Origin of the sequence: Photobacterium angustum, from assembly GCF_002954615.1 — a bacterium.
Classification (GTDB): domain Bacteria; phylum Pseudomonadota; class Gammaproteobacteria; order Enterobacterales; family Vibrionaceae; genus Photobacterium; species Photobacterium angustum_A.
Genome location: NZ_MSCJ01000001.1, coordinates 330,285 through 347,385 on the forward strand (window position 1 = coordinate 330,285; position 17,101 = coordinate 347,385).

The window sequence follows — 17,101 nt, forward strand, 5'->3', positions numbered from 1 at the left end:
CATGTTACCCGTAACATTGAGCGTTGTGAAGATACTCACAATAAAAATATTCACAACGGAATAAAACATTCTTTTTTGCTGGAGAGATCCTGTATGACGTTAGACCCAACCTACTTATTGTTTATCGCAGCATGTTCTATCTTGTTGTTATTACTACTTATAATGAAATTTAAGTTACATGCTTTCCTAGCTTTAACTTTAGTGAGTTTTATTACAGCAGTAGTAACTGGTGTAAATGCTGATCAAGTTGTACCTACCATGATGTCAGGTTTTGGAGGCACATTAGCTTCTGTTGCTCTGCTTGTCGGTCTAGGTACCATGATAGGGCGAATTCTTGAAGTAACAGGGGGCGCTAAAGTACTAGCGGATACCTTAATTGGTAGGTTTGGCCCTGAAAAAGCACCTTTTGCGTTAGGTGTTGCGTCGCTGTTGTTTGGTTTTCCAATCTTCTTCGATGCTGGGTTAATGGTCATGATGCCTATTTTGTTTAGTGTTGCTAAACAATTTGGTGGCTCAACAATTAAGTACGCACTACCTGTTGCTGGTGCCTTTGCTGTGATGCACGCATTCTTGCCGCCGCATCCAGGTCCTGTTGCTGCAAGTGAATTACTGGGAGCAAATATTGGTTTATTAACCATTGTTGGTTTGTTGATTGCACTACCGACTTGGTACCTAGGTGCTTACCTTTACGGATTATGGGCGGGTGAAAGATTTAATCTTCCTCTACCACAAGCTTTCTTAGCAACCCAAGAAGTGATTGACGAAAACAACTTACCTAAGTTCTCAACAGTTCTTGTTATTTTGTTAATGCCTTTAGTGCTTATCTTTATGGACACGGGTCTACACACGCTAACAGTAATGGGTGTGGTAAATGGTGATGCAACATGGGTTAATGCCTTACGTATGTTGGGTAAAACACCTATCGCATTGATGATCACCTTGTTGTTCTGTTTAGCACTGTTCTCTAAAAATTACGGCATGGCAAAACTTGAAAAGCTATGTGGTGATTCACTTGCGCCAATCTGTGCCGTTATTCTTGTAACGGGTGCGGGCGGTATGTTCGGTGGCGTACTACGTGCAAGTGGTATTGGTGACGCGCTAGCTAACTTAATGTCTGATACTGGTATGCCAGTGATTGTGGCAGCATTCTTAGTTTCAACAGCGTTACGTGTAGCGCAAGGTTCAGCAACGGTTGCTCTAACTACAACAGCAGCACTGATTGCACCTATGGTTGCGGCAACAACAGGTCTAAGTGCTTTAGATTTATGTTTCATCGTGATTGCAATTGCATCGGGTGCAACCGTGTTATCTCACTTCAACGATTCAGGATTCTGGCTAGTAGGTAAACTGCTAGATATGGATGAGAAAACAACCCTAAAAACGTGGACGGTAATGGAAACCCTTCTAGGTACAATTGCCTTCACAATTGCTGCAACATTAAGTATTTTCTTATAAATTAAGATAACGTGTAGAAGCCAATACGGGAGTAGTGATACTCCCGTATTTTTTTATAAGGACTGTATTATGACAACCCCGAGTACGCCAACGACTTGCTGCGACTGGGCAACAACCGATCCTCTGTTACAGCATTATCACGATACCGAATGGGGCAAAAAACCGTGTGATGATAACGCCCTTGCTGAATGTTTTATTTTAGAGAGTATGCAAAGTGGATTGAGCTGGTTAACCGTACTGCGTAAACGTCCGGCTTATCGGGCTGCTTTTTTTGATTTTGATTTAGCTAAAATTGAAGCGGAATTATTGCCACAACCACGCGAAGTGTTGGTCGAGCATATTTGCCAGCAGTTTGATGTGATAAAACATCGCGGTAAAATAGCGGCCGCTTTAAATAACCTTGTCTTGTTGATTGAAATTCGCAAACAAACGCCATTAGTCGATTTTTTCTGGCAGTTTGTAGAACATAAAACGGTTGTTAATCAATGGCAAACCATGGCTGAAATGCCAGCTCAAACTGAGCAATCAGCAAACATGAGTAAGGTACTCAAGAAGCAAGGATTTAAGTTTATTGGGGCAATAACCTGCTATTCCTTTATGCAAGCCGTAGGGATGGTGAATGATCATTTAACGACTTGTCATTGTTATCCTAACAACACGTAACCTATTTGATATTACTAAATTTTTACTAAGACACATTTGCAAAGTTAGTTTGAGTGATAAAGCGATGTAATGCTTTAGATAAGCGTACTATGCTAAACCGATATCTCTCTTATAAATAACAATAACAAAGGTGTCTTCATGGAAAGTGGGGATAGCAATATCATCTTTCATGTCATTTCTGTGTTTTTTAACATGTCATGGCAAATCTTCTGGCCATTAGCGTTTGGCTTAATACTCTCTTCTTTTATTCGCAACTTATTACCTGTTGATACCGTGGTCAAACACTTGGGTAAAACCGATGTGAAAAGCCTTAGCTTTACCACGCTATTAGGCATGATGTCATCGTCGTGTTCTTATGCTGCCGCGTCCTTGTCTCATACCTTGTTAGCCAAAAAGGCGACGATTGCCAACGCAATGGCATTTTTAGTATCTAGTACTAACTTGATAGTGGAAATGTTTATTGTGCTGGTGGCACTCATGGGCTGGACATTCTTGTGGGGTGAAGTCATTGGTGGCTTGATCTTAATCGCAACCGTTGGCTTTTTGTTTAGCCGTTTTTATCCCAAAGATGTTGAACAAGAATTACGTCAGCACATAGCCAATGCCGCGCCGCAACAAAAAGCCAGTTGTGGCATGGACATGTCTGAAATGAAGCATGACACCAGCGACTGCGGCATGGATATGTCGAAGATGAAACATGACAGCAGTGATTGCGGTATGGACATGTCTAACATGAAGCATGAGAGCAGTGACTGTGGCATGGATATGTCGAACATGAAGCATGAGAGCAGTGACTGTGGCATGGATATGTCGAACATGAAGCATGAGAGCAGTGACTGTGGCATGGATATGTCTGAAATGAAGCATGACACCAGTGACTGCGGCATGGACATGTCGAACATGAAGCATGAGAGCAGTGACTGTGTCATGGACATGTCTGAAATGAAGCATGACACCAGTGACTGCGGCATTGATATGTCTAACATGACTATGCCATCAAAAAATGACACTGATGTAATGGCAAAAATCACCAAATCTGCCAGCTTTTTCCAAATGGATTTGGCAATGATAGGCAAAGAGATCTTAATTGGTGTTGTTGTATCATCAATCTTAATTGCTTTAGTGCCACAAGAAGGTTGGCGCGTCTTATTTATCAGTAACGATGCAGGGTTGCCAGCTTGGTTACACTCGTTGCTGGATGTTATCATCGGTATTTTTGTCGCGATGCTTGCTTATGTTTGCTCGGTGGGCAACTTAATTTTGGCAGCAGCACTATGGCATGGTGGTATTTCATTTGGTGGGGTGATTGGTTTTATTCTTTCCGATGTATTAACTATTCCAATGATGCGTGTTTATCAAAAATATTACGGTAAACGCCCAACTAAATGGATGGTAGGTTTACTGTTCATGGCGATTTTATTTACAGGGTTATGTGTTGATGCAATCTTCAATGGCTTTGGTTGGGTCACAACCGATCAAACCTTACGTACTTTAAACCAATCTGGTTTTGGTATGAACATGACCACAGTGATGAATCTGATCTTTATTCCGCTTTCTATTTGGTATTACCGTTTAGGTAAAAAAGCCAATGTAGGCATGGGAATGAGCATGTAATCAATCCGCTGATCAATAAAAAAGCCGTGGTGCTCTTGGTTGTAAAAACAACAGAGCATCACGGCTTTTATTTTATGTATTCGATGTTGTTCTAATAAAAGGGATTAGCCTTTATTTTCTAAACCGCCAACCACTTCAAATAGGTTTGGTAAGAACGCAGAGAATTCACCACCCATCAGTGATAAGTCTGCATCAATACGTTGCGCCATATCTTCACGGTCGATATCTTCGTTTTGATCTTTGATTTCATCAGAGAACTTCAAACGCTTCACGGTTAAATCATCAGCAAGGACAAAGTCGACACGGTCTTGCCAGTTTAAAGCCAGTTTCGTTACCACCTTGTTTGCTTCGATATGTGCAAGAATTTCGTCGCAGTTTAAATCTTGTTGCTTACAACGGATCACACCGCCATCTTCTTCAACCGCTTTAAACTCTGCTTCTTCACCGATAGTGAAACCATGAGGAGCTTGATTGCTACGCACCCATTCCGTCATGGTTAGTGCTAATGGTTTTTCAGGTACAACAGGTACAACAGGTAGGCTACCGATAGATTTACGTAGTAGCGCCAGCATATCTTCTGCTTTTTTAAAGCTGCCTGCATCAACCACAATATAGCCAAGCTTTGGCATGATCAGAGCGAAAGTTTGCGATTGACGACTGAAAGCGCGAGGCAGTAAATCCATCACGATTTCATCTTTAAGCGTATCTTTCTCAGTCTTTTTCAACTTACGACCAAGATCTTTTTCCTGCATCTCAACTTTGTTATTCAGTGATTCTTTGATCACAGAAGCAGGCAGCATTTTTTCTTCTTTACGCGCACAAATTAAAATATTGTCGCCAGAAACATGGGTGAACATATCACCATGTTTGCCTAATGCGTGTGCCCAGCCAAATTTTTGGATGTCTTGGCTACCACAAGGCGTGAAGCGGAACTCTTCCAGCTGTTTTTCCAGTTGGTCTGCATTTAAATCAATTTCACGCGTAAAGCGGTAGGTTAGTAAATTCTTAAACCACATCATGGCAGTCACACTTCCTAGGGTTAAACAGTTGGGTCGCACATATTAACCTAACCACTAAAAATTACTAAGAGGCGTTTGTGATTGAAGCTTAAGATTGTGTAATAACTTACTGAACTGTGAGTAAAATTAAATTTATGCTCTCACAATAAAGCGTTATATTTTCGGTTTGAATACTGCTTTCATACGTTTAGCAACCATTAACCGAGAAACCGTAAACATGTTACTGATGGTTCTTTGGTGTAAACGGAAAATCGTATCGTAGATGCGGCGAATAAGTAGCCCATGTAACACAAACTGGCTTTCCATTTTAGAGCCGGGAGCAAAAGAGCCAACCGCAAAGTAATGCCCAACTGCAACCACCATTCCGCCATCTTTAAAGATAAAATCAGTGAGCGGTTTACCATGCAAAAAACCACCTAAACTTTTGGCTAAATGCTCTGCCGCTCGATTCGCTGCTTGTGCTTTAGGGGGAACAAAACTGCCATCGGGTTGTGGAATGGCAGCGCAATCACCGAGCGCGAAAATACAGTCATCAACGGTTGTGGTTAAATCCATATTCACTTCAATTTGATTGATACGGTTATAAGCCAAGCCGCCAATACCATTTAGCCAATCAGGGGCCTTAATCCCAGCCGCCCAAAATTGAACATCAGCATCAAGCGTACGATCATCGCTTGTGATCATACTTTTCTCCGTCACTTCACTAATGCGAGTTTGAAGTAAAACATTAATGTTATTTTTCTCGAGCTCTTGTTGCACTTTACGCGACATTTTTTCAGGGCTATTTGGTAATACGCGATCTGCCGCTTCTATTAAATTAATCGTTAACGGTGTGCCGTTATAACGTTGCAGCTTTCTACTCACACGTTCAAGCTCTGCTGCCAGTTCAACTCCTGTTGCACCTGCACCAACAATATTCACGGTGTGGGCTTCTCCTGCTCGTAAAATGTAGCTCATTCGGTGCCATGCTTGGCGGGCTTGATTGGCTGAATCTAAAAAGATGCAATGGTCTTTAGCACCGGGAGTATTAAAGTCATTGCTTACCGCGCCAATGGCGATAATCAAATAATCGTATTCCAGTTCATAGTTAATGTTATCGGCAGCACCACAGACAGAAATCGTTTTTTCTTCGCGATGGATATCCGTCATAGAGGCTTGGTAATGCTGGTAACCATGTCGCGCGCCATGAGTGAAATAACAAACCGTATCAAGATCGCTATCAAATGTCCCCGCTGCGATTTCATGCAAACGTGGTTTCCAGAAGTGATGCGTTTCTGGTTCAACTAAAATGACATCATCTTCTTTTCTTATTGTTTTTTTTAATAGGGTAGATAGCTCAATACCAGCGGCACCCCCACCAACAATAACAATTCGTGACATAGGAACTCCTCACATTCTGGTTATAAGTCCGTTCAGATGGATTAGTTATCACCGTCAACCTGTTAACAAAAATAAAAGGTTGTTAGCCGATCATGGAAGAGCACTATATCGAAAGGCGAAATGATAGGTTTAAAAATTACTATAGAGTCTAGATGGGATTTTATGATCTTGTGGGTATTTGTTTTTTGCAATCCTTAGGGGGTAAGGATTTTTTAATGGAATAAAATGCTTGGGGCGAAAAAAAAGCCTTGAGCAAAACTCAAGGCTTTAGAAGATTCATTTGGTAATGAAATTATTTAGCAGGCGCGAAATCTTCAGCTGCTTGGCGGTGTGCTGTGTAGATAGCTTCGCCGTCACTTTCTGCATCGAAGATAACAGTAACGTCAGGTGAGAACAGAATAACGTCGCCCACTTCAGCAACGTATTTGTTGCCGTCTGTATCACGCATTACGATTTTACCTTTAGTAACTACTTTGTATTCTACTGAATCGTAAAAGTATTCAAACTCTACGCCTGGAGACATAGTGAAATGACCAATCGTCAATGGCGCGCTGTTGTTTGTTACAGCAACTTCAGCCATATCACTTTTTAAGCCTTCAACTTCTAACAGTTTGCTTAAATCATTTAGCTTAAAAGTACCTGATTTGATCAGAGTGATGCCTGGCTTTTCTGTTAATGTTGTCATTGGATTGACCTTATTTTTTATAATAAGACTGAAACAGTGTATTCAGTCTTTTGTAGGGTGTAACAAGAAGTACAATAATTACTTATTAAACTGGTAATTAATGAAAAATAAAAAGAACAATGGTTAAACGGTAATAATAAAAGAAAGAGTAGTGTTCTTTTATGGGTAATGCTTACTTATCTGCTGCTGAAAGTAGCTTTTCAGAAAAGTTTAATGCAGCTTTATGCTGTGAAAATACTAAACCAGAGTGAGAGCGTTCAGCGGTACCTTGTTTTTGGTAGTGGCCAACATTAACTGCATTAGTTGTTGATTTATTGAAGTTAATGTTACCAGTAAAGTTACCGTCTTTTGCTGCAGCAGTAAAAGATGTTGCGATAATAGCCGCTGCGATAGTTGCTTTAATAACTGTTTTCATGAGTAATAAAACCTTTTGTTTTGAATTTTTGTGAACGCCTTGTGCGTTTCGATGTGGCTATATTAATTCTTTCAAAAAACAAAACAATTGCGTAATTTGGTAATTAATTATTACTATTGTGTAATAATATATATTGGTGGTATGAATTAGGCTCGGGATGGGGTGTAGGTTATTGAATTTATGGGAAATGAAGTGAGATTCGATTTTTGAGTGATGCAAAGCAGAACTGGTGTGAAAGAGGAATTATGCTGGTGGTTCACATTCTTTATTCAATTGTAACGTGGGGAATTAGACCTAAATAGGACACTTTTGTGAGTAAAAGGATGGTTTGAACTCATTTTTTATGTGAATTCAGATTATATAGTGCATAAAAGATGACATATGTTAAATAGGTCTAAATTCGTTATTTTTTGACAGTTAATTTACGTTAGCTATTGTAATTTTAACTGTTCATCCATACATGTATAATTGTGCGTTGTGCATTTTGTTGATCTTCATTTAAGGGCTTAAAGTTATGGCTAAAGGTTCTAGTATTAATGGCAATGGCAATGGCAATGGCAATGGCAATGGCGGTGGTAATCGTGGTGGGAATGATACTTATACTATTACTGGGAGAGGTACTGTAAGTCGTTCACAATTAGTTCGTGAAGTTCGTAAAGGTAAGCACCCTGATACTCATATCTACTTACGAAATGGTGTCGAATACGCTAGAAATAACCCGAATAGAAGTAAGCCTGATAACATCAATAATTAACTAGGTTATTTATTGTTTATGGCGGCATCTATCCTCTTGAGTTAGTAATGTTCAAAACTATCAAATATAGATATACAAAAATTTTATTAGGCTTAGTGAAAGCTAAGAGACTTTATGTTGCAACGATAATTAAATCGTGGGCATCCATTTCTTTTATGGTGTTGATTTTATTATTTTTTGTTTTTATAAAAAACGACTTATTAGATACAACCCCTTATTGGCATTTACTAGCGAAAGGCGCAGTCATTTTTGCATCATTTACTTTATCTGTATGGGAAAATTACATAAGTTGTAAAAATATTAAATTTAAACTAATTTCGAAATCGTTAAGGAAAAATGCTCAGTTAATATAGATGATTAATTGTTAGTTTTTAATAACTAGTATGCATAAATAGAGTTATTGTTAAATACACATTCAAAAGATCGCTATACAGCGGTCTTTTTTCATTTTAACTTACCTAAAACTACACCTAACTTCCCCAAACTAACTCCCTGACTTATTTATCAAAAATAAAATTCCGTGATAGCTGTGTAAGGCAGTGAAATAGCAGATGTGGTTTGGGAGATCTCACGGTACAATCAGCAGATTATTTCTGGCTAGGTTGCGCATTATATTATGAAAATTATCCATACCTCTGACTGGCACTTAGGGCATCAACTCCACGGTTATAACCGCGACTATGAACATCAAGCGTTCTTAGATTGGTTAGCCGATGAACTTGAAGCTCAGCAAGCGGATGCCTTGTTAGTCGCTGGCGATATTTTCGATACTGCCAACCCACCCGCTAGCGCATGGCGCATGTTGTATCGCTTTTTGGCGAAAGTGTCGAAAACCCTACCGAATTTAGATGTAGTGATGATTGGTGGTAATCATGATTCACCAAGCAAGCTTGATGCGCCTCATGAACTATTAAAAGCCTTTGATTTGCATATGGTTGGCGGCATCCATCGTTTAGAAGATGGTACCTTAGATGTTAAGCGTATGCTGGTGCCTATCACCAATAAAGATAAACAAACTGCCGCGTATGTATTAGCTGTGCCGTTTTTGCGCAGCGCCGATTTACGTACCGATAATCTTGATGAAAACGAAGACCGCTTAATTAAAGGGGTAGAAGTGCTATATAGCGATATGACCCAAGCCGCCCGTGAATTGCTTACGCCAGAACAAGCGATGATCGGCATGGGACACGCGTACATGGCATCAGGGCAATTATCTGAAATGTCAGAACGCCGAGTACTTGGCGGTAATCAACATGCGCTACCAGCCTCAATTTTTGCTGATGACATGAGTTATGTCGCGCTTGGACATTTGCATCTAGCCCAAAAAGTGGCGAAGAAAGAGAATGTTCGTTATAGCGGTTCGCCGATTCCACTGTCGATGTCAGAGCGTAATTATAACCACCAAATTTTAGCAGTAGAGTTTGATGGTAGTGACGTTAAAGCGATTGAAGAGATCAGTATTCCTCGCTGTGTCGACATGCTTAAAGTGCCAACCAAACCCGCGCCGTTAGATGAAGTGTTAGTAGCATTAAAAGCCTTACCTGACGATGAATTGTCACGTGAGCAACAACCCTTTTTAGAAGTGCATGTGTTGCTTGATAAACCACAAGCCTTATTGCGTGAAAAAGTGCTGCAAGCATTAGAAGGTAAATCTGTTCGTCTTGCCAAAATTACGCCCCATTACAGCCAACGCGAGCAACAAGATAGCTTGCAACACCGTCGATTATCAGAGGTGTCGCCACAACAAGTGTTCGCATTAAGTTGGAATAAGAAATTCGATGGTGAGCCAACTGAAGCAATGGCTGAAGCGTTTGAAACCCTATTAACTCAAGTTGAAGAACAAGAATAAGAGAGATAATAACAATGAAAATCCTTGCGCTTCGTGGTGAAAATTTAGCGAGTTTACAAACCAAATTTGAGATTGATTTTGCGGGTGGCAGATTAGGCGATGCTGGCTTGTTTGCGATCACAGGTAAAACAGGGGCGGGTAAATCAACCTTGCTCGATGCGATTTGTTTGGCGTTGTTTGATCGTATTCCGCGTTTGCAATCAAATAAAAAGAACGATGCTGAAATCGGTCGTGATGATGAAGACAATCGCATCAAAGCCAATGATGTGCGTAGTATTTTATCACGCGGTAAAGGTGAAGGTTTTGCCGAAGTCGATTTTATTGCCAATGATGGTTCACATTGGCGTTCGCATTGGCATGTTCGTCGTGCCCGTGGTCGTGCAGAAGGCAAAATTCAAGCTGCTGAACAGTGGTTAGAAAACATTGAAACAGGGCAGCGTTTCGCGGGTAAAAAACAAGAACTACAAGCGGAAATTGAAAAGCTGATCGGCTTGAGCTTTGATCAGTTTCGTCGTGCTGTGATGTTGCCACAAGGCGAATTCGCGGCATTTCTAAAAGCAGGAGCTGATGAACGTGCAGCACTGTTAGAGCGTATGACGGGCGGTGAAATTTACGGTCGATTATCCATTGCGGCTCATGAACGTGCCAAAGATGAAAAGCTAAAACTGACGCAACTTCAAGGTAAGTTAGGTGATATCGCACTGTTAACTGACGAAGAGCGCGAAGCATTAAATACTCAATTGGTCAGTGCTCGTGAACAAGTAAATAGCCAGCAACAAAAGTTAGAGCAACTAAAACAGCATCAAGATGTGTTGGTGAATGCTGAAAAACTGACGCAGCGTATTGGTGAAAGTGAGCAGCAGTTAGTACAAGCCAAGCAAGACCAACAATTAGCCGCGCCACGTTATCTGCAATTGACCAAATATGAGCAAGCACTGCCTGCTCGCGGTGATTTCACGCTATTAACCCAAGCACAGCAACAAGTGATCAAGTGGCAGCAATCACTACAATCAGCGACCGCTGAATTAACAGCTAAGCAGCAGCAACAAGGGCAATTACAAACGAGTGTTGAGCAAAGCCAGCAGCAATTAGCGCAAAAACAACAGCTGTTAACCGATCTTGAGCCAAAGCTAAAACAGGCGGCAAGTATTGAGCAAAAGCGTGATGCTTTACAGCAGCAAAGCGCAGAGTTACAGCAGCAATTAGCTGGCTTAAATAAAGACCTCACGATCCAGCGTGAGCAACTTTTGAGTAAGCAACAACAGCAACACGCCGCCCAGTTACAACAGCAACAAGTGATCGCTGCATTGGCTCAAGCGCAAGGGGTAAAAGCCTTGGCTGAGCAGCAAAATGCGATTAAAGATAACATCAGCCAGTATCAACAAGCGCAAAGCCAAATTGCACAGCTGCAAACTGACATAAAACAGCGTGAAACAACATTAACGAGCGTGGCGCAGCAGCAGATCCAATTGGATAAACAGCTTTCTGCATTGGATCAGCAAAAGCTGCAATTAACGCAGCAAACCGCTGAGCACGATCTAACTGCATTAGAGCAATTACAAGATCAAGAACGCCAGCATTACGCTGCATATCAGCAATTAAGTAGTAAGCTAAAAGAGAGTTTATTCGGCCTAGATAAATGGCATGGTTTGCTTCAACAGCGTGATAAATCTCAGCTTCAGCAGCAAGGTTTAGTGACGAATATTGCTAGCTGTGAGCAACGTTTGGCGGTATTAGCGCCTGAGTTATTACAACTCGATGCACAGCATAAAGAAGTAGAGCTTCAGCTAAACCAAAGCCGTGCTGTCATGAGCTTAACTGACTATCGCGAGCAGCTTGTTGAAGGTGAAGCTTGCCCACTGTGTGGCTCTGAAAATCATCCTTATCAACAGCATAATCCGCAAGTTGAAAGCATTATTAGCCAACAACAACAGCGATTACAGCAATTAGCCCAGCAATTGCAAGATGCTAATGCCGAGCAGCGCCAGCTAACTCAATCTGTTTTGCAAGATAAGCAACGTCATACTGACGTTGAGCAAGAGATTGCAGATTTTAATAATACGATTCAAACGTTAGTTAATCAGCAGCAATGCCATTGGACCGATCTTATGGCAACGGATCTAAATGCCATTACTTTGACTGAAATTACCTTATCGACTGATAGCGATGTAGCTCAGCTTTCTCATTATCAAGCACATTGGTCACAAGCAGTCGATGATGCTAAATCGCAAATGCAGCAGATTAAAGTACAGGGTGAGCAGCGCAAAGTGCTGATTGAAGAGGTCAAGCAACAGCAGCTTCAATTACAGCAATTAACTAAGCAAGAAGCTGATCTGAAAGAGCAAGGCTATCTGCTAACTCAGCAGCAAACTCAAGCGCAAGAACAATGTAATGCGTTTACGGCACAAGCTAATAATGTGCAAAACGTGATAGCTGAAAGACAGCAGGCGTTAATGACAATCTATGGTAATGACGCATGGATAAACGCATTAGCTCAGCAAGGTAAAGCGGGCTTTATTGCCGATTTAGAGCGCCAAGTTCAACAATATCAAACCAATGTTGAGCAACAGCAATTGCTTGAAAAACAGCTGACAGAACTTGCACCAGTGCTCGCAACATTAACCAATAGCGTTCAACATGGTGAGCAACAAGCCCATGAGTTAACTGCAAAAGTAGCCCGTCTTGCGAAAGAGCAACAGGTTTGTTGGCAACAACGTATTGAGCTTATTGGCGATCAGCCACTCGATACGATTGAACGCTTAGCCAAAGCCGATGTTGATGCACAGCAGCAACAATGCCAACAGCGACAAACACAATTAAACCAATTGGCAGAAGTGATTGCTGCAGAGTTAACCAAACAGCAGAGCGCGACCCAACAATTAGCAGAATCTGAAACGGCGCAACAGAGTCTACAACAAGTGTGGCAAGCATGGTTGGAAAAACTCGCGTTAACGGAGGCTGAATTAACGGCATTATTAAGTCACGATGAGGCATGGTTACAGCAAGAGCGCAGTGAGCTAAAACAGCTAGAGCAAGCGGTGTCGCAAGGAGAAACTATTGTTAAAGAAAGACAACAAGCACAGGTTGATTATCAGCCGACGGTTGAATTGGCCAAGCAGTGGTTTAGTGAACATGACATTAGTGATGACGCCTCAACTCAGCAGCAATTGTTTAGCCAATGGCAGACGGAAAAATCGCAACTTGATGATCAAGTCTTCCAATTACGCCAACGTTTAGATTTAGGCGAACAAGCTGAGAAACAAGCAGGCGATCTTCGCTCAGCATTAGCGACCCAGCAAACGCAAACCGAGCTATGGATGGAAATGAGTGATTTAATCGGCTCGGCTACGGGTAATAAATTCCGTACCTTGGCTCAAGGATTAACGCTGCAACAGCTAGTGATTAATGCCAACCATCACTTGCAAGATCTTGCGCCACGTTATGCGTTACAACCGGTACCGGGAAGCCCTTTGGCGTTGCAGGTTATTGATCATGATATGGGGGATGAAGTACGTAGTGTGGAATCGCTCTCGGGGGGCGAGAGTTTCTTAGTGTCGTTGTCTTTGGCTTTAGCCTTAGCCTCTCTGGCGGCAGACACTCGACAGCTCGGCTCTCTGTTTATTGATGAAGGGTTTGGCACCCTAGATCCCGATAGTTTAGAAATGGCATTAGCCTGCCTTGACGCACTTCAAGCTGATGGTAGACAAATTGGCGTTATCTCTCACGTTGGCACTTTAGTTGAGCGTATCGGGGTGCAAGTAGCTGTTGAAGCACAAGGCGGCGGACGTAGTAATATTGCCATAAAAGGTTAATATAAATACGCATTAACTCATTGTAATTATTTAATATTCATCTCGTTATTTTATAAATTATGAGAGTATTTAAATGTTACATATTCAACTTAGTTTATACTTTTATTACAATAAGTCACAAAAGTGTAATATTAAGAACACATAATGGCGCTTGTCAGATGAAGCAAACGACTAGGTATATTTGATTATGGTAAGACGGATTCTTGTGGTAGAAGATGAAGCTCCAATTCGTGAAATGCTATGTTTCGTGTTGGAGCAAAAGGGCTATCAAGCGATAGAAGCTGAGGACTATGACACAGCACTAGAAAAAATGTGCGAACCTTATCCTGAGCTTATTCTCATGGACTGGATGTTACCCGGTGGTTCAGGTATTAACCTGATCAAACACCTTAAGCGCGATGAACTTACACGCCAAATCCCTGTTGTTATGTTAACAGCACGTGGTGAGGAAGAAGATAAGGTTCGTGGTCTTGAAGTAGGTGCGGATGATTACATCACTAAACCATTCTCTCCAAAAGAGTTAATGGCACGCTTAAAAGCCGTTATGCGTCGTGTATCACCAACAGCATTAGATGATGTGATTGATGTGCAAGGATTGAAATTAGATCCTGTATCGCACCGTGTGACATCGGATGATGAGCCATTAGAGATGGGCCCAACAGAGTTTAAAATGTTGCACTTCTTTATGACGCACCAAGAGCGCGTTTATAGTCGTGAACAGTTACTCAATAATGTTTGGGGCACTAACGTCTATGTTGAAGATCGTACTGTTGATGTTCACATTCGTCGTTTACGTAAAGCGTTAGAATCAGGCGGACACGATAAGATGGTACAAACGGTACGTGGAGCAGGTTATCGTTTTTCAACTCGCCCATAGTAGTGATTCACAACCCACACTCGGGTTAGCTATATAAAGAAAAATACGAGCCTTCACCCATTATCGCAGTTCGATAAGGTTGGAGGTTGTGTTGTTTGTACGAGTAAAGAAATTTAATGTAACGGATCCATACCATAACTCCGTTACAAGGAGTAAAGCATGGTCGAAAGATTGTCATGGAAAAAATTGGTATGGGAGTTAATTCTGTTTTATCTACCGTGGATCATCCTTGGTATGATTTTCGGTTATTTACCATGGTTTTTACTCGTCGCAACTTGGATCCAACTGATTTGGCATTTCCACAATCAATTGAAAATGTCTGATTGGTTATGGAAAGATCGTAGCCTTACTCCTCCTTCTGGCTCTGGTAGTTGGGAGCCGCTATTTAATGGCATGTATCGTTTACAACAACGTAATCGTCGTCGCCGTAAAGAACTCACCACCCTAATTCGTCGTTTCCGTAATGGTGCTGAATCATTGCCTGATGCGGTTGTTGTATTCCGTAGTGAAGGCAATATCGTTTGGTGCAATAAATTAGCGCAGCAATTATTGGGCTTACGTTGGCCTGATGATGCGGGTCAACCTATCAGTAACTTATTAAGAAGCCCTGATTTTGTCCGTTATCTGGCAAGACAATCTTTTGATACGCCATTAGAAATCACTTCACCTATGAACTATGACCGTACCCTAGAGCTAAGGATCATGCGTTATACCGAAGGTGAGTATTTGATGGCGGTACGTGATGTATCTCAGCTTAAACAGCTTGAAGGTATGCGTCGTAATTTCTTTGCTAACGTTTCTCACGAATTGCGAACGCCAATGACGGTGCTGCAAGGTTATCTTGAAATGTCGTCAGATCCTGACATGTTATCGGGACCGATGTGGGATCGTGCACATGGGGTGATGACGGAGCAATTAGCACGAATGAATGCGCTAGTTGAACAGTTATTAACCTTGTCAAAAATTGAAGCCGCTCCAACCATTGAGTTAGAGGAAGTGGTGGATGTACCTGCTATGTTAGATATTTTAGAAAAAGAAGCGATCTCACTCAGTGGGGATAAAAATCAGCACTTTACTTTCGAGATTGATCAGAGCTTAAGTGTTTTAGGTGATGATGATCAGCTACGTAGTGCAATTTCTAATTTGGTCTATAACGCGGTTAAACATACTCCAAGTGATGCTGATATTACGGTTCGTTGGTATCGCTCGCCTAACGGTGCAAGATTAGAAGTAACAGATAGCGGTGAGGGCATTGAAGCTCAACATATTCATCGCTTAACAGAGCGTTTCTACCGCGTGGATAAAGCCCGTTCTCGTGAAACTGGCGGTAGTGGTTTAGGACTGGCGATTGTAAAACATGCTTTGAGCCACCATGACTCCCATTTAGAAATCGAAAGTGAGCTTGAAAAGGGCAGTACCTTTGCATTTACGCTACCGTCTCGATTAATTGCAGATAACACTCAAACGGCTGAATTAGCTGGTGATATTTAGAAGTGATTAAAGAGATGAAATGTATGGATAAGCGATTGAAATCTTTTGTTGGGGTATTGTTGTTATTACTAGCTGGCAGCACTCAGGCTGAAACTGAAAACTCCAGTATAGAAACATCAAGCGTTAAAGCAGCAGAGACGGGCTTATTGCCTTATCAGAAAGTGAGTGGCATTTCGGGTAACTTGTCGTCAGTTGGTTCGGATACCCTAGCGAACTTAATGACTTATTGGGCGGAAGAATTTAAACGTCGCTATCCAAACGTCAATATTCAAATTCAAACCGCAGGCTCATCAACAGCGCCAACCGCATTAATTGAAGCAACAGCACAACTTGGCCCGATGAGCCGAGCAATGAAAAACAAAGAAATTGAAGCATTTGAGCAAGAATATGGTTATAAACCGACTGCGATTAAAGTTGCTGTCGATGCGCTTGCGGTGTTTGTGCATGAAGATAATCCATTAAAGGGGATTAACTTTGAGCAGTTAGATGCGATTTATTCACGAACATTGCGTTGTGGTGCATTAAAGCCAATTACCGAATGGGGACAGCTAGGCTTACCCGGTAGCTGGAAAGATCGTAGTATCCAGATCTACGGACGAAATTCAGTTTCAGGGACGTATGGTTATTTTAAAAAGCATGCGTTGTGTCGTGGGGATTTTCGTAACAATGTTAATGAGCAACCGGGCTCGGCATCAGTTGTACAATCGGTATCAACCTCATTAAATGCGATTGGTTATTCTGGGATAGGCTATAAAACGACAGGTATTAAAGCGATACCTGTGGCACGTGAAGGGGACGATTACGTTGAAGCGACGATTGAGAATTCCGTCAGTGGTCATTACCCATTATCACGCTTTTTATATATTTATGTTAATAAAAACCCGAACAAGCCGTTAGCACCGATGGAAGGTGAATTTCTGCGGTTTATTTTATCGAGTGACGGCCAGAAAATTGTCCAAAAAGACGGTTATATTCCGTTACCCGTAAAGGTTGTTGAACAAAATATTGCAGCGCTTGGGCTGTAACTGTGGATGATTTTTTACTGACTAATACGGCAAGTATAAATCTTTAATTAACAACGCCAGCA

The 17,101-nt window shown here is 41.5% G+C and carries 13 protein-coding genes; 9 read left to right on the plus strand and 4 right to left on the minus strand.

The features are described 5' to 3' along the window. Positions 1 to 93: 93 nt before the first annotated feature. From BTO08_RS01405 to BTO08_RS01415, 3 genes are all read left to right on the plus strand, one after another. Positions 94 to 1,455 carry a GntP family permease gene (locus tag BTO08_RS01405; protein WP_105059591.1) on the plus strand — a complete coding sequence of 454 codons (1,362 nt, stop codon included), beginning with the start codon at positions 94 to 96 and terminating at the stop codon, positions 1,453 to 1,455. Positions 1,456 to 1,524: 69 nt separating this feature from the next. Then, positions 1,525 to 2,118, plus strand: a complete 594-nt coding sequence (locus BTO08_RS01410; protein ID WP_105059592.1) for a DNA-3-methyladenine glycosylase I — start codon at positions 1,525 to 1,527, stop codon at positions 2,116 to 2,118. A 138-nt stretch (positions 2,119 to 2,256) separates the two neighbouring features. Beyond that, positions 2,257 to 3,732 (plus strand): permease, encoded by a 1,476-nt coding sequence (locus tag BTO08_RS01415; RefSeq protein WP_105059593.1) that lies wholly within the window; start codon positions 2,257 to 2,259, stop codon positions 3,730 to 3,732. Positions 3,733 to 3,836: 104 nt separating this feature from the next. Here BTO08_RS01415 and rdgC read toward each other — a convergent pair whose 3' ends face one another. From rdgC to BTO08_RS01435, 4 genes are all read right to left on the minus strand, one after another. Then, a complete protein-coding gene (rdgC, locus tag BTO08_RS01420; protein ID WP_173425458.1) occupies positions 3,837 to 4,748 on the minus strand; it encodes a recombination-associated protein RdgC in 912 nt (303 codons plus the stop codon). Positions 4,749 to 4,904: 156 nt separating this feature from the next. After that, positions 4,905 to 6,131 (minus strand): NAD(P)/FAD-dependent oxidoreductase, encoded by a 1,227-nt coding sequence (locus tag BTO08_RS01425; RefSeq protein ID WP_105059594.1) that lies wholly within the window; start codon positions 6,129 to 6,131, stop codon positions 4,905 to 4,907. Between the two features lie 292 nt (positions 6,132 to 6,423). After that, positions 6,424 to 6,816 carry a hypothetical protein gene (locus tag BTO08_RS01430; RefSeq protein WP_005369367.1) on the minus strand — a complete coding sequence of 131 codons (393 nt, stop codon included), beginning with the start codon at positions 6,814 to 6,816 and terminating at the stop codon, positions 6,424 to 6,426. A gap of 172 nt (positions 6,817 to 6,988) precedes the next feature. Continuing rightward, complete coding sequence (locus BTO08_RS01435) at positions 6,989 to 7,231, minus strand: hypothetical protein (RefSeq protein ID WP_105059595.1); 243 nt, start codon at positions 7,229 to 7,231, stop codon at positions 6,989 to 6,991. A gap of 514 nt (positions 7,232 to 7,745) precedes the next feature. On the opposite strand from BTO08_RS01435, the gene BTO08_RS01440 reads away from it, so the two are divergent. The 6 genes from BTO08_RS01440 (at position 7,746) to BTO08_RS01470 (ending at position 17,039) form a co-directional block, all read left to right on the plus strand. Continuing rightward, the gene (locus tag BTO08_RS01440; RefSeq protein ID WP_105059596.1) at positions 7,746 to 7,985 is read left to right on the plus strand and encodes a DUF3892 domain-containing protein; all 240 of its coding nucleotides are present in this window, start codon (positions 7,746 to 7,748) and stop codon (positions 7,983 to 7,985) included. A gap of 616 nt (positions 7,986 to 8,601) precedes the next feature. Continuing rightward, positions 8,602 to 9,834, plus strand: a complete 1,233-nt coding sequence (locus tag BTO08_RS01450) for an exonuclease SbcCD subunit D C-terminal domain-containing protein (RefSeq protein ID WP_105059598.1) — start codon at positions 8,602 to 8,604, stop codon at positions 9,832 to 9,834. 14 nt (positions 9,835 to 9,848) lie between these two features. Continuing rightward, positions 9,849 to 13,646, plus strand: coding sequence for an SbcC/MukB-like Walker B domain-containing protein (locus BTO08_RS01455; protein WP_105059599.1), 3,798 nt, complete (start codon positions 9,849 to 9,851; stop codon positions 13,644 to 13,646). Positions 13,647 to 13,833: 187 nt separating this feature from the next. Further along, positions 13,834 to 14,523, plus strand: coding sequence for a phosphate regulon transcriptional regulator PhoB (gene phoB, locus BTO08_RS01460; RefSeq protein ID WP_005369349.1), 690 nt, complete (start codon positions 13,834 to 13,836; stop codon positions 14,521 to 14,523). Between the two features lie 159 nt (positions 14,524 to 14,682). Then, positions 14,683 to 16,014: a phosphate regulon sensor histidine kinase PhoR gene (gene phoR / locus BTO08_RS01465; RefSeq protein WP_105059600.1), complete on the plus strand. Its 1,332-nt coding sequence runs from the start codon at positions 14,683 to 14,685 to the stop codon at positions 16,012 to 16,014. A 14-nt stretch (positions 16,015 to 16,028) separates the two neighbouring features. Next, positions 16,029 to 17,039 carry a phosphate ABC transporter substrate-binding protein gene (locus tag BTO08_RS01470; protein ID WP_105061290.1) on the plus strand — a complete coding sequence of 337 codons (1,011 nt, stop codon included), beginning with the start codon at positions 16,029 to 16,031 and terminating at the stop codon, positions 17,037 to 17,039. Positions 17,040 to 17,101: the final 62 nt, after the last annotated feature.

Excerpts from the sequence above, each read along its gene's own strand:
- BTO08_RS01410 (WP_105059592.1), top strand. The coding sequence starts at position 1,525 with ATGACAACCCCGAGTACGCCAACGACTTGCTGCGACTGGGCAACAACC.
- rdgC (WP_173425458.1), bottom strand. The coding sequence starts at position 4,748 with ATGTGGTTTAAGAATTTACTAACCTACCGCTTTACGCGTGAAATTGAT.
- phoR (WP_105059600.1), top strand. The coding sequence starts at position 14,683 with ATGGTCGAAAGATTGTCATGGAAAAAATTGGTATGGGAGTTAATTCTG.
- BTO08_RS01450 (WP_105059598.1), top strand. The coding sequence starts at position 8,602 with ATGAAAATTATCCATACCTCTGACTGGCACTTAGGGCATCAACTCCAC.
- BTO08_RS01470 (WP_105061290.1), top strand. The coding sequence starts at position 16,029 with ATGAAATGTATGGATAAGCGATTGAAATCTTTTGTTGGGGTATTGTTG.
- BTO08_RS01440 (WP_105059596.1), top strand. The coding sequence starts at position 7,746 with ATGGCTAAAGGTTCTAGTATTAATGGCAATGGCAATGGCAATGGCAAT.
- BTO08_RS01425 (WP_105059594.1), bottom strand. The coding sequence starts at position 6,131 with ATGTCACGAATTGTTATTGTTGGTGGGGGTGCCGCTGGTATTGAGCTA.
- BTO08_RS01405 (WP_105059591.1), top strand. The coding sequence starts at position 94 with ATGACGTTAGACCCAACCTACTTATTGTTTATCGCAGCATGTTCTATC.
- BTO08_RS01435 (WP_105059595.1), bottom strand. The coding sequence starts at position 7,231 with ATGAAAACAGTTATTAAAGCAACTATCGCAGCGGCTATTATCGCAACA.
- BTO08_RS01415 (WP_105059593.1), top strand. The coding sequence starts at position 2,257 with ATGGAAAGTGGGGATAGCAATATCATCTTTCATGTCATTTCTGTGTTT.
- BTO08_RS01430 (WP_005369367.1), bottom strand. The coding sequence starts at position 6,816 with ATGACAACATTAACAGAAAAGCCAGGCATCACTCTGATCAAATCAGGT.
- phoB (WP_005369349.1), top strand. The coding sequence starts at position 13,834 with ATGGTAAGACGGATTCTTGTGGTAGAAGATGAAGCTCCAATTCGTGAA.
- BTO08_RS01455 (WP_105059599.1), top strand. The coding sequence starts at position 9,849 with ATGAAAATCCTTGCGCTTCGTGGTGAAAATTTAGCGAGTTTACAAACC.